12 protein-coding genes are annotated in these 11,462 nt (G+C 69.6%); 3 read left to right on the forward strand and 9 right to left on the reverse strand.

Translation table 11 applies throughout. The annotated features are described in order from the left end of the window. Positions 1–134: 134 nt before the first annotated feature. Positions 135–374, reverse strand: a complete 240-nt coding sequence (locus ACFVT2_RS38675) for a glucose PTS transporter subunit EIIB (RefSeq protein WP_078487387.1) — start codon at positions 372–374, stop codon at positions 135–137. Positions 375–596: 222 nt separating this feature from the next. Between ACFVT2_RS38675 and ACFVT2_RS38680 the strand changes: the two genes are divergently transcribed. Further along, a complete protein-coding gene (locus ACFVT2_RS38680) occupies positions 597–1,931 on the forward strand; it encodes a PTS transporter subunit EIIC (RefSeq protein ID WP_390025945.1) in 1,335 nt (444 codons plus the stop codon). Between the two features lie 269 nt (positions 1,932–2,200). Beyond that, the gene (locus tag ACFVT2_RS38685) at positions 2,201–3,466 is read left to right on the forward strand and encodes a PTS transporter subunit EIIC (RefSeq protein ID WP_390025947.1); all 1,266 of its coding nucleotides are present in this window, start codon (positions 2,201–2,203) and stop codon (positions 3,464–3,466) included. Positions 3,467–3,651: 185 nt separating this feature from the next. Here ACFVT2_RS38685 and ACFVT2_RS38690 read toward each other — a convergent pair whose 3' ends face one another. The 8 genes from ACFVT2_RS38690 to clpS all read right to left on the reverse strand — a co-directional run bounded on the left by ACFVT2_RS38690 (position 3,652) and on the right by clpS (position 9,866). Then, complete coding sequence (locus ACFVT2_RS38690) at positions 3,652–4,404, reverse strand: MBL fold metallo-hydrolase (protein ID WP_390025969.1); 753 nt, start codon at positions 4,402–4,404, stop codon at positions 3,652–3,654. A 381-nt stretch (positions 4,405–4,785) separates the two neighbouring features. Beyond that, positions 4,786–5,736 (reverse strand): PLP-dependent cysteine synthase family protein, encoded by a 951-nt coding sequence (locus ACFVT2_RS38695; protein ID WP_390025949.1) that lies wholly within the window; start codon positions 5,734–5,736, stop codon positions 4,786–4,788. Between the two features lie 5 nt (positions 5,737–5,741). Beyond that, entirely contained in the window at positions 5,742–6,023 is a 282-nt protein-coding gene (locus ACFVT2_RS38700) for a MoaD/ThiS family protein (protein WP_390025951.1), read from the reverse strand. A gap of 149 nt (positions 6,024–6,172) precedes the next feature. Next, positions 6,173–6,355 (reverse strand): putative leader peptide, encoded by a 183-nt coding sequence (locus ACFVT2_RS38705; RefSeq protein ID WP_390025953.1) that lies wholly within the window; start codon positions 6,353–6,355, stop codon positions 6,173–6,175. Between the two features lie 181 nt (positions 6,356–6,536). Next, entirely contained in the window at positions 6,537–6,962 is a 426-nt protein-coding gene (locus tag ACFVT2_RS38710; RefSeq protein WP_390025955.1) for a Mov34/MPN/PAD-1 family protein, read from the reverse strand. A gap of 149 nt (positions 6,963–7,111) precedes the next feature. Then, positions 7,112–8,560: an amino acid permease gene (locus tag ACFVT2_RS38715; protein WP_390025957.1), complete on the reverse strand. Its 1,449-nt coding sequence runs from the start codon at positions 8,558–8,560 to the stop codon at positions 7,112–7,114. A gap of 383 nt (positions 8,561–8,943) precedes the next feature. Beyond that, entirely contained in the window at positions 8,944–9,537 is a 594-nt protein-coding gene (locus ACFVT2_RS38720; RefSeq protein ID WP_390025959.1) for a DUF2017 domain-containing protein, read from the reverse strand. Further along, positions 9,534–9,866 (reverse strand): ATP-dependent Clp protease adapter ClpS, encoded by a 333-nt coding sequence (clpS, locus tag ACFVT2_RS38725; protein ID WP_390025961.1) that lies wholly within the window; start codon positions 9,864–9,866, stop codon positions 9,534–9,536. The genes ACFVT2_RS38720 and clpS overlap by 4 nt, the downstream gene beginning before the upstream one ends. Before the next feature lie 160 nt (positions 9,867–10,026). Here clpS and ACFVT2_RS38730 point away from each other — a divergent pair, with 160 nt between their 5' ends. Then, positions 10,027–11,355, forward strand: a complete 1,329-nt coding sequence (locus ACFVT2_RS38730) for a nicotinate phosphoribosyltransferase (RefSeq protein WP_390025963.1) — start codon at positions 10,027–10,029, stop codon at positions 11,353–11,355. Positions 11,356–11,462: the final 107 nt, after the last annotated feature.

Consider the following 11,462-nt stretch of genomic DNA (forward strand, 5'->3'; position numbering starts at 1 on the left):
CCGACCCTATCGGCTGCACGGAGGGCCTCGTTTCCGGTGCTTCCGATGCCGGGAACACCGTAAACACCGTAAACGCCGGGAACGCCGGGAACACGGAGAAGACCGGAGACGAGGCCCTTGTCAGGAGCGGTGGCTCACATCATGTCTTCGATCTCGGCGGCGATGGGGTCGGCGTCGGTGCCGATGACGACCTGGATGGCCGTGCCCATCTTCACGACGCCGTGGGCGCCGGCGGCCTTGAGGGCGGCCTCGTCGACGAGGGAGGCGTCGTTGACCTCGGTGCGGAGGCGGGTGATGCAGCCCTCGACCTCCTCGATGTTGTCGAGTCCGCCGAGCCCGGCGACGATCTTCTCAGCCTTGGTGGCCATGTCCACTCCTGCTTGTCTCGGCCGTCGGCGGTTCCGCCGCGCGGTTTTCACACGGTAACGCACGTTCAGCCCACTTCCATGGGCGTTTGTCCGCTACCTGGCGAAGGATGGCGATCATCGGAGGAGGCGTCCGGGACGCACCCCGATAAATGGTCTACACCACCAGTATGCGGCAAGCGGTAGGCCGGGCGCCGCCGGGCCGGCGCCGGGAGCGGGCGGAGGGCGCGGATGAGTTCGGACGCGGCAGGCACGGCGCCGGGAAAGGGGCCGGCGAGCCCGACCAGGAGCCGGACGGCGGGCCTCTTCCAGGGGCTGCAGAAGATGGGCCGCAGCCTTCAGTTGCCGATCGCGGTGCTGCCGGCGGCGGGCATCCTCAACCGGCTGGGGCAGCCGGACGTCTTCGGCAACAAGGGGCTCGGCTGGGACAGCGTCGCCAGGGTGTTCCTGGGGGCGGGCGGGGGGCTGCTGGATTCCGGGCTGGGGCTGCCGTTGCTGTTCAGCATCGGTGTGGCGATCGGGATGGCGAAGAAGGCGGACGGCTCGACGGCGCTGGCGGCGGTGGCCGGTTTCCTCGTCTACTACGCGGTGCTGCACCAGTTCCCGGTGCACTGCCCGCCGGGGCAGGCGTATACGCAGGCCGGGCTGTGGAGCGGGGTGTGCGTCGACGCGAAGGGGAAGGCGACGCAGGCGACGTTCCAGAATCCGGGGGTCTTCGGCGGCATCGTGATGGGCTTCCTGTCGGCGTGGTTCTGGCAGCGGTTGCACCGGGTGAAGCTGGTGGACTGGCTGGGCTTCTTCAACGGGCGGCGGTTGGTGCCGATCGTGATGGCCTTCGTCGGGCTGGCGTTCGCGGTGGTCTGCCTGTGGGTGTGGCCGCCGATCGGTGACGCGCTGACGAGCTTCAGCGAGTGGCTGACGGCGCTGGGCTCGTGGGGTTCGGGGATCTTCGGGGTGGCGAACCGGGCGTTGCTGGTGGTGGGGCTGCACCAGTTCCTGAACACGTTCCTGTGGTTCCAGTTCGGGAATTTCACCAAGCCGGACGGGACGGTGGTGCACGGCGACATCAACCGGTTCATGGTGGGCGATCCGACGGCGGGCCAGTTCACCACCGGATTCTTCCCGATCATGATGTTCGCGCTGCCGGCCGCGGCGCTGGCGATCGCGCACTGCGCCCGGCCGCACCGCCGCAAGGAGGTGGCCGGAATGATGCTGTCGGTCGGGCTGACCTCGTTCGTGACCGGGGTGACCGAGCCGGTGGAGTACTCGTTCATGTTCATCGCGCCGGTGCTGTACGGGATCCACGCGGTGCTGACGGGTGTGTCGATGGCGGTGTGCTGGGCGCTGGGGGTGCACGACAGCTTCAGTTTCTCGGCGGGGCTGATCGACTACGTCATCAACTGGGGGCTGGCGACCAAACCGTGGCTGATCATTCCGATCGGGCTGGGTTTCGCGGTGGTCTACTACGTGCTCTTCCGGCTGGCGATCACCGTGTTCGACCTACCGACCCCCGGCCGGGAGCCGGACGAGGTGGGGGACGCGATGGAGCGGGACAACGTCGCGTAGGCCGCCCTCCCGGGTCCGGCGGCGGCCGGGGGCGGACGCCCCGGTTCCGGACGTGTCCCGCCGCTCCGCTTCAGCAGCGTTTGCGGCGGTTCGGCACGCCATGACAGGGATCGTGAATTCCGTGGGTTCCTCGCACCGCCTCCCCCGTGCTACAACAGGTCTACACCACTCACGGGTGTAGACCATGCGGCCGTTCTGGCCGAGTCCCCCGAGACGCCACCACCCCCCACCCCTTGACCCGGGCGGCGTCTTGCCCACTGGAGGAAGTTGTGTCCACGGCCAGTGCCGCTCCCGCGGCCGACAAGAAGAAGGGTTCCGGCGCGATGGCTGTCATGCAGCGCATCGGCCGCAGCCTCATGCTGCCGGTCGCCGTGCTGCCCGCAGCCGCCCTGCTTGTCCGCCTAGGCAACAGTGACATGCTCGGCCGGGAGTCGTTCCCGACGGTCATCACCAAGATCGCCAGCTACATGGCCGCCGGCGGCGGCGCGATCCTCGACAACATGCCGCTGCTGTTCGCCGTCGGCATCGCGATCGGCTACGCGAAGAAGTCGGACGGCTCGACCGCCCTGGCCGCGGTGACCGGTTACCTGGTCTTCCAGAAGGTGCTCGCCACCTTCACGGACAAGAGCCTGCCGAAGGTCGCCGCGGTCGTCGACGGCAAGATCGTCATGAACGAGGCACCGGTCAACGCCGGCGTCCTCGGCGGCGTCGTGATGGGGCTCGTCGTGGCGCTGCTCTACCAGCGCTTCTACCGCAAGAAGCTGCCCGACTGGCTGGGCTTCTTCGGCGGCCGCCGGCTCGTGCCGATCCTGTCGGCCTTCGCCGGCCTGGCCATCGGCATCGTCTTCGGCCTCATCTGGCCGGTGCTCGGCGCGGGGCTGCACAACTTCGGCGAGTGGCTGGTCGGTTCGGGCGCCGTGGGCGCGGGCATCTTCGGTGTCGCCAACCGCGCGCTGATCCCGGTCGGCATGCACCACCTGCTGAACTCCTTCCCGTGGCTCCAGGCGGGCGACTACCACGGCAAGCACGGCGACATCGCGCGCTTCCTCGCCGGCGACCCCTCCGCCGGACAGTTCATGACCGGGTTCTTCCCGATCATGATGTTCGCCCTGCCGGCCGCCTGCCTCGCGATCGTCCACTGCGCGCGCCCCGAGCGCCGCAAGGTCGTCGGCGGCATGATGCTCTCGCTCGCGCTCACCGCGTTCGTCACCGGTGTGACCGAGCCGATCGAGTTCACCTTCATGTTCATCGCACCGGTCCTGTACGCGATCCACGCCGTGCTCACCGGCGTCTCGTTGGCACTGACCTGGGCCCTGGGAATGAAGGACGGCTTCGGCTTCTCGGCCGGCGCGATCGACTACCTCCTCAACCTGGGCATCGCGTCCAACCCATGGGGCCTCGCCCTGGTGGGCCTGTGCTTCGCGGTGCTGTACTACGTGGTCTTCCGCTTCGCCATCACCAAGTTCAACCTCCCGACGCCGGGCCGCGAGTCCGACGAGGAACTGGCAGAGCTGCAGAAGGCCGAGGCCAAGTAGGCCGCACCGGCAGCCCATAAGAACCGGGTCCCCCGTCCGCAGACGACGGGGGACCCGGTTTTCTTCTTCCCCGGTACCAACTCTCCGCACATGCACGGGATGTGCCTGAGTCCTGCTGTGGGAGCTGGCGCCGGGGTTCGGCGGTGCGGCGGAGATCCCGCACCGGACCGGCGCGCCGGAGCGGCTCAGACCTCGTAGACCGCGCCGGCCTTGGCGACCTCGACCGGTCCGTCGTAGACCTTCTGGGCGTCGCGGACGCTGATGTCCGGGTCGGTCCACGGCGGGATGTGGGTCAGCACCAGCCGCCCCGCACCGGCCCGCCGGGCGTGCTCGCCGGCCTCCCGGCCGTTGAGGTGGAGGTCGGGGATGTCCTCCTTGCCGTGGGTGAAGGACGCCTCGCACAGGAAGAGGTCGGCGCCCTCGGCGAGGCGGTCCAACGCCTCGCAGGGCCCGGTGTCGCCGGAGTACGTCAGGGTGCGGCCGCCGTGCTCGATACGGAAGCCGTACGCCTCGACGGGGTGGCTGACCCGTTCCGCTTGGAGGGTGAACGGGCCGATGGTCAGGGTGCCGGGGGTCAGCGTGCGGAAGTCGAAGACCTCGCTCATCGCCGCCTCGTGCGGCAGGTCGGCGTGGGCGACGGTGAGCCGGCGTTCGGTGCCGACCGGCCCGTAGAGCGGCAGCGGTGCGCAGCGGCTGCCGTCCGGGCGGTAGTAGCGGACGACGAAGTAGCCGCACAGGTCGATGCAGTGATCGGCGTGCAGGTGCGAGAGGAGGATGGCGTCCAGGTCGTAGAGACCGCAGTGGCGCTGCAACTCGCCGAGGGCGCCGTTGCCCATGTCGAGGAGCAGCCTGAAGCCGTCGGCCTCCAGGAGGTAGCTCGAACAGGCCGATTCCATGGAGGGGAACGACCCCGAGCATCCGACGACGGTGAGCTTCATGCGGGCGTGAACCTCCATGGGCTGGGGGCACCTCCCAGCGGTAGCTGGGGGAGGGCGGCGGATAGGGGCCTCCCCTGCTCGAACACAGTTGAGAGCTCGGGAAGGTCCCCTACGGGTTGTCCCGGCGGTGCCGTGCCGGGCTGCTGCCGGGTCCGTGGCGGTCGGTGCGGTGCCCACGAGCGTAAGGCGCGAAGGGGCCCGAGGCGCCTTAGGTGGGGCGAGCTGTGGGCGGAATCACCAGTCCGGGTGGGGGTTCGGCGGCGGGCCGCGGGCCGGGCTTCCGGTGGGCGGAAAGTCGGCCCGGCCGCACCCGCCGCGGGCCAACGCATCAGGGGGTGGCTCCGGCGGACGCCGGCAGCCACCCCCTGGGAATCCCGGGGCCTACGCCCAGAGCTGCCCGTGCAGCGCCGCGATCGCCGCCTCGGTCGACTCGGCGGTGTAGACGCCGGTGGAGAGGTACTTCCAACCGCCGTCGGCGACGACGAAGACGATGTCCGCGGACGCGCCGGCCCGGGCCGCCTTACGGGCCACGCCGAGGGCGGCGTGCAGCGCCGCGCCGGTGGAGATGCCGGCGAAGATGCCTTCCGTCGCGAGGAGTTCACGGGTGCGGCGGACCGCGTCCTCGGAGCCGACGGAGAAGCGGGTGGTCAGGACGGTCTCGTCGTAGAGCTCGGGGATGAAGCCCTCGTCGAGGTTGCGCAGGCCGTAGACGATGTCGTCGTAGCGGGGTTCGGCGGCGACGATCTGGACGCCGGGGACGTGCTCGCGCAGGTAGCGGCCGACGCCCATCAGGGTGCCGGTGGTGCCCAGGCCGGCCACGAAGTGGGTGACCGAGGGCAGGTCGGCGAGGATCTCGGGGCCGGTGGTGGCGTAGTGGGCGCCGGCGTTGTCGGGGTTGCCGTACTGGTAGAGCATCACCCAGTCGGGGTGCTCGGCGGCGAGCTCCTTGGCGACCCTCACGGCGGTGTTGGAGCCGCCCGCCGCGGGCGAGGGGATGATCTCGGCACCCCACATGGCGAGCAGTTCACGCCGCTCGGCGGAGGTGTTCTCCGGCATCACGCAGACGATGCGGTAGCCCTTGAGCTTGGCCGCCATGGCGAGCGAGATGCCGGTGTTGCCGCTGGTGGGCTCCAGGATCGTGCAGCCGGGGGTGAGCCGGCCGTCCTTCTCGGCCTGCTCGATCATGTGGAGCGCGGGCCGGTCCTTGACGGAACCCGTGGGGTTGCGGTCCTCCAGCTTCGCCCAGATGCGGACGTCCTCGGAGGGCGAGAGGCGCGGGAGGCGGACGAGAGGGGTGTTCCCGACCGCCGCCAGCGGGGAGTCGTACCGCACGTCTGTCAGACCCTTCCACCGGCCACGGCCGGCAGGATCGTCACGCTGTCGCCGTCGCCGAGCTCGGTGGTGATGCCGGCGAGGAAGCGCACGTCCTCGTCGTTGAGGTAGACGTTCACGAAGCGGCGCAGCTCCCCACCGTCGTCGACCAGGCGCTCGCGGATCCCGGCGTGCCGGCCGTCCAGGTCCTTGAAGAGTTCGTCGAGAGTCGCGCCGCTGCCCGCGACGGCCTTCTCGCCGTCGGTGTAGCTGCGCAGGATGGTCGGGATGCGGACCTCGATGGCCATGGGAGTGCTCCTGTCGGAGTTCGGGATGCGGGTGCGGTGTGCGGGCGGTGCGTGAGCGGGGTACCGCGGCGGTGCGGGAGGTGCGGGGCGCCGGACGGCGCGGGGCCCGTACGGGGCGGGTGCGGCATGACGCCGCGGGCCGGCGGCGGTCAGCTCGCGGCGCAGCGCGGACAGATGGCGCTGGACAGGCGGCACAGGTCGATGTGCAGCCGGGCGGCTCCGCAGCCGAAGGCGCCCAGGAGTGCGGAGGCGGAGCGGCGCGTGGCGAGCGGGGCGTGCGGCTGCACGCCCGGCCGCTGCTCGCTCACTCCCCACACGACATGCTCAACCATGCGGTCATCGTATCGATTCCCGGTCCGGGTTCTGGAACCTCGTCCCATGATGCGGACGCTCGCTGTACGACAGGTGGGACGCGGGGCGGGCCCGATCTTCCGTACGCACCATGACCGGGGGTGAACCCCCAGGTCACGGCCGCCGACCGGCTCCGACATGAGGTCGGCCACTCGCCACTTCTCAGGCGTAGCTCTCGACGATCCGGACCTCTTCCTCGGTGATCTCACCGTCCACGATGCGGAACGAGCGGAACTGGAAGGGGCCGGCGTCGTCGGTGTCGGCGGTGGAGACCAGGACGTAGTGCGCGCCGGGCTCGTTGGCGTAGGTGATGTCGGTGCGCGAGGGGTACGCCTCGGTGGCGGTGTGCGAGTGGTAGACGATGACCGGTTCCTCGTCCCGGTCGTCCATCTCGCGGTAGAGCTTGAGGAGATCGGCGGAGTCGAACTCGTAGAACGTGGGCGAGCGGGCGGCGTTGAGCATCGGGATGAACCGCTCGGGGCGGCCGCTGCCGGCCGGGCCCGCGACCACGCCGCAGGCTTCGTCGGGGTGGTCCTGGCGGGCGTGCTCGACGATCTGGTCGTGGAGGGCCTTGGTGAGGGTCAGCATGCGGCCAAGAATAAGGAGGCGCGTGCGAAGCGCTCCGGCAAGGGTGGTGCCGGGCGACGAACAGACGGGCCCGCGCGTACCGAAGAGTGGTACGCGCGGGCCCGAATGCTGGACAGCCGGTGGATGTTCCGCCGGTTTTCCGCGGGATGTCAGCCCTTCTCGGCCGACTCCGCGGGCGTCCGGGACAGCTGTGCGGCGTCCCGGCGCTTGATCGCCACGTAGCCCACGGCCAGGATGATCGCCCACAGGGGCGCCGCGTAGAGCGAGATCCGGGCGTCCGGGTCGATGCCCATCATCACGATCACCATGCCGATGAAGGCCAGCGCGAAGAGCGAGGTGTACGGGGCGCCGGGGGCCTTGAACTCGGACTGCGGCAGCTCACCGCGGTTCGCCTTGGCCCGGTAGCGCAGCTGCGAGAGCAGGATGACGATCCACGCCCACATACCGGAGATCGTGGCGAAGGAGACGACGTAGTTGAACGCGTCACCGGGCCACTGGTAGTTGATGTAGACGCCGAACAGCATCATGGCGGCCGAGACGGCGGTGCCCCAGGTGGGCAGGCCGGTCTTGCTGAGCCTGGTGAAGATCTTGGGGCCCTGGCCGTTGAGCGCCAGGTCGCGCAGCATCCGGCCGGTGGAGTACATACCGGAGTTGGCCGAGGACAGCGCCGCGGTCAGCACGACGAAGTTGACGATGCCCGCGCCGGCCGGCAGGCCGATCTTGGCGAAGGCCGCGACGAAGGGGCTGACGCCCGGCTTGAAGTACGTCCAGCTGACGACGGACAGGATGATGATGAGCGAGCCGATGTAGAAGAGGCCGATCCGCCACGGCACGGTGTTGATGGCCTTGGGGAGCACCTTCTTCGGGTCGTTCGCCTCGCCCGCGGTGACGCCGACGAGTTCGACGGCGAGGAAGGCGAACATCACGATCTGGAGCGTCATCAGCGTGCCGCCGATGCCCTTGGGGAAGAAGCCGCCGTGGCTCCACAGCAGGCTGAACGACGCGGTGTCGCCGGCCTTGGAGAAGCCGAGGGTGATGACGCCGATGCCGATCAGGATCATGCCGATGATCGCGGTGACCTTGACCATCGAGAACCAGAATTCCAGTTCACCGAAGAGCTTCACCGAGATCAGGTTGATACCGAAGAGCGCGATGGTGAAGACCAACGCCGAGACCCATTGGGGTATGCCTTTATTCCAATACTGGACATAGGTGGCCGCGGCGGTCACTTCGGTGATGCTGGTGACGACCCAGAAGAGCCAGTAGGTCCAGCCCGTGACGAACCCGATGAACGGGCCGAGGAATTCCCGGCCGTACTCGGAGAACGAGCCGGAGACGGGCCGGTACATGAGCAGTTCGCCCAGGGCCCGCATGATGAAAAAGATGACCAGACCGACGATGGCGTACGCCAGGATGATGCTCGGCCCGGCCTTGGAAATGGCCTTGCCTGCTCCGAGGAACAGACCGGTACCGATGGCGCCACCAATGGCGATCATCTGGATCTGACGATTGCCCAGACCCCGCTGGTAGCCCTCTTCGGGGGCTTGGCCAGCGGCCTCGTTGCCGTCGGAATGCTTGTCGACCTGCACAGAGGTCATGAGTGGTGCGCCTTTCTCCATACCGACCCGGTTCTTTCCGGATCGGGTCCCGATCCCCCCGGATGGAGTTCCTGCACGCCGACGGTCGGCCGGCTCAGCGCTCCCGCAGCGACAGGGGTGGCGTCGCTGACGGCAGGTCGAGAACTTTTATCACGGCCTGCCGGAGATCGACCAGACTCGGCGTGAGCCATCCCACAGCGGAATCAGGACAAAAAGCGAAATCTACAGCACAGCACCCGGGGTCGGTAACGCGATCGTTATCCGGATTTGAGGCTCCGCTGAGCGAACGCGGGGTGGACGATCAGCCCCTTGCGCCCCGGTTTGCGCCGGAGCCGCCCGGCCGGACCGCCGTCCGCCGGTCAGCCGGTCAGCCGGTCGGCCGGTCAGCCGGTCAGCGCCTCGACGAGCGTCTCCTGGAGGCCGCCGAGCCAGAAGTAGGCCAGCACCATGGGCTTGCGCGGATCGCTGTCCGGCAGCCGCAGCAGTTCCCCGCCGTCGTCATCGTCGGTGACCTCCAGCCGGGTGCCGATGGCCAGCCGCAGGTCGTTGAGCGCACCGAGCCACTGTCGGCACTCGTCCGGCTTGAGCCGCAGCACCGCGCCCCCGCTCTCGGCCGACAGCGCGTCCAGCGCCCGGACCAGCGCCAGGGCGTCCTCGCGCTTACGGGCCCGCAGGTCGTTCTCGGTGTAGCGGCGGAACTCCGCGGAGGCGGCGCAGACGTCGTCGTCCGGGACGAGGTCGGGGCCGCCGTAGGCGTCGGGGAAGAAACGGGCCAGCACCGGGTCGGACGGCGGCTCACTGGGGCCCTCGGCGAAGAGCGCGGCCAGCATGTCGTCCTCGCTGGAGCCGGCCGGCTCCGCACCCGGGCCGATCAGTTCCAGCAACTGGACGGCGAGGCTGCGCAGGATGGAGATCTCGACCTCGTCGAGCGGGGCGGCCGCGCCGCCGCCGGGCAGCGGTTCGAACTGGCCGGTCATCCGCGGTCCTGCTGGAGGGTCGCCCACAGGCCATAGCCGTGCATGGCCTGCACGTCGCGTTCCATTTCCTCGCGGGTGCCGCTGGAGACGACCGCGCGGCCTTTGTGATGGACGTCGAGCATCAGCCGGTGCGCCTTGTCCTTGGAGTAGCCGAAGTACGTCTGGAAGACGTAGGAGACATAGCTCATGAGATTCACGGGGTCGTTGTGAACGATCGTGACCCATGGGGTATCGGGCGACGGCACCGCGAAGGGTGCCTCACTCGTCTCCGGGCGCTCGATCTCGACCGGAACGCTGAGGCTGCCGCAGTGCGGCCTGAGGGTGCTCATGGGTGACGGGTGGGCGCTCACAGGGCCCATGCTGCCACCCGGGGGCGGGGGACGCACAAACGGCCCCGGCGCGGGCCGCGCTGGCGCGGCGCCCGGCCGACGGGCGCCTCCCGGGCCTACTATCGTCAAAGTGACGAGTATTGGGGGTAGCATCTCCCCCATGAACACAGCAGACCTGGGGCTGCCGGTGGCCGTGCCGTCGACGGCACTCTTCACCGACCAGTACGAACTCACCATGCTGCAGGCCGCGTTGCGGTCCGGGACCGCGGACCGCCGGTCGGTCTTCGAGGTCTTCACCCGACGGCTCCCCGAGGGCCGCCGCTACGGCGTGGTGGCCGGCACCGGGCGGGTGCTGGACGCGGTGGAGAACTTCCGCTTCGACGACACGATCCTGGGCTTCCTGCAGGAGCGCGGCATCCTCGACGAGCCGACGCTGGACTGGCTGGCCGACTACCGCTTCCGCGGCGACATCTGGGGCTACCCGGAGGGCGAGGTCTACTTCCCCGGCTCGCCGATCATGCGCGTCGAGGGCACCTTCGCCGAGGCGGTGGTGCTGGAGACGGCGATCCTGTCGATCCTCAACCACGATTCGGCGGTGGCCGCGGCGGCGTCCCGGATGGCGGTGGCGGCCGGCGACCGGCCGCTGATGGAGATGGGTGCCCGACGCACCCACGAGCTGTCGGCGGTGGCCGCGGCCCGCGCCGCGTACGTCGGCGGCTTCCACGTCACCTCCGACCTGGCGGCCGGCTTCCGCTACAACATCCCCACGGTCGGCACCAGCGCGCACGCCTTCACCCTGCTGCACGACAGCGAACGGGACGCCTTCACCGCACAGGTCGACACGCTGGGCAGCGGGACCACGCTGCTGGTGGACACCTTCGACGTCACCACGGCGGTGCGCACCGCCGTGGAGGTGGCCGGCCCCGGCCTGGGGGCGGTCCGGATCGACTCCGGTGACCTGCTGCTGATCGCGCACCGGGTGCGCCAGCAGCTGGACGAGCTGGGCGCGACCAAGACCAAGATCGTGGTCACCAGCGACCTGGACGAGTACGCCATCGCGTCGCTCGCCGCCGCACCGGTGGACGCGTACGGCGTCGGCACCCAGCTGGTCACCGGCAGCGGGCATCCGACCTGCTCGATGGTCTACAAGCTGGTCGCGCGGGCGGACAGCAACGAGCCGGGCACACCGCTGCGGCCGGTGGCGAAGAAGTCGATGGGCGCCAAGTCCTCGGTCGGCGGCCGCAAGTGGGCGGCGCGCCGGCTGGACGAGGACGGGGTGGCGGAGGCCGAGGTGGTCGGCACCGGCCCGGTGCCGGCCGGACTGACCGACCAGCTGCTCCAGGTACCGCTGGTCAGCGGCGGCAAGGTGGTGGCCCGGGAGCCGCTGGACGCGGCCCGGAACCGGCATATCGCGGCCCGCGCCGGGCTGCCGCTGTCGGCGACGCAGCTGTCCCGCGGGGAGCCGGTGCTGCCCACCGAATTCGTCTGAGCCCCGGCGGGCGGCGGGGAGGGGTTTGGCGGAGGCCCCCCCACAACCACCGAAGATATTAAAAAAAAATAGACGAGAAGAATATTGCTGTGTTTATAGGTGTGTTG

This window comes from Streptomyces sp. NPDC058000 (assembly GCF_042886435.1).
Lineage (GTDB): Bacteria > Actinomycetota > Actinomycetes > Streptomycetales > Streptomycetaceae > Streptomyces.

Excerpts from the sequence above, each read along its gene's own strand:
- ACFVT2_RS38720 (WP_390025959.1), bottom strand. The coding sequence starts at position 9,537 with ATGACCGGCCAGTTCGAACCGCTGCCCGGCGGCGGCGCGGCCGCCCCG.
- clpS (WP_390025961.1), bottom strand. The coding sequence starts at position 9,866 with ATGAGCACCCTCAGGCCGCACTGCGGCAGCCTCAGCGTTCCGGTCGAG.
- ACFVT2_RS38705 (WP_390025953.1), bottom strand. The coding sequence starts at position 6,355 with ATGGTTGAGCATGTCGTGTGGGGAGTGAGCGAGCAGCGGCCGGGCGTG.
- ACFVT2_RS38730 (WP_390025963.1), top strand. The coding sequence starts at position 10,027 with ATGAACACAGCAGACCTGGGGCTGCCGGTGGCCGTGCCGTCGACGGCA.
- ACFVT2_RS38700 (WP_390025951.1), bottom strand. The coding sequence starts at position 6,023 with ATGGCCATCGAGGTCCGCATCCCGACCATCCTGCGCAGCTACACCGAC.
- ACFVT2_RS38690 (WP_390025969.1), bottom strand. The coding sequence starts at position 4,404 with ATGAAGCTCACCGTCGTCGGATGCTCGGGGTCGTTCCCCTCCATGGAA.
- ACFVT2_RS38715 (WP_390025957.1), bottom strand. The coding sequence starts at position 8,560 with ATGACCTCTGTGCAGGTCGACAAGCATTCCGACGGCAACGAGGCCGCT.
- ACFVT2_RS38710 (WP_390025955.1), bottom strand. The coding sequence starts at position 6,962 with ATGCTGACCCTCACCAAGGCCCTCCACGACCAGATCGTCGAGCACGCC.
- ACFVT2_RS38680 (WP_390025945.1), top strand. The coding sequence starts at position 597 with ATGAGTTCGGACGCGGCAGGCACGGCGCCGGGAAAGGGGCCGGCGAGC.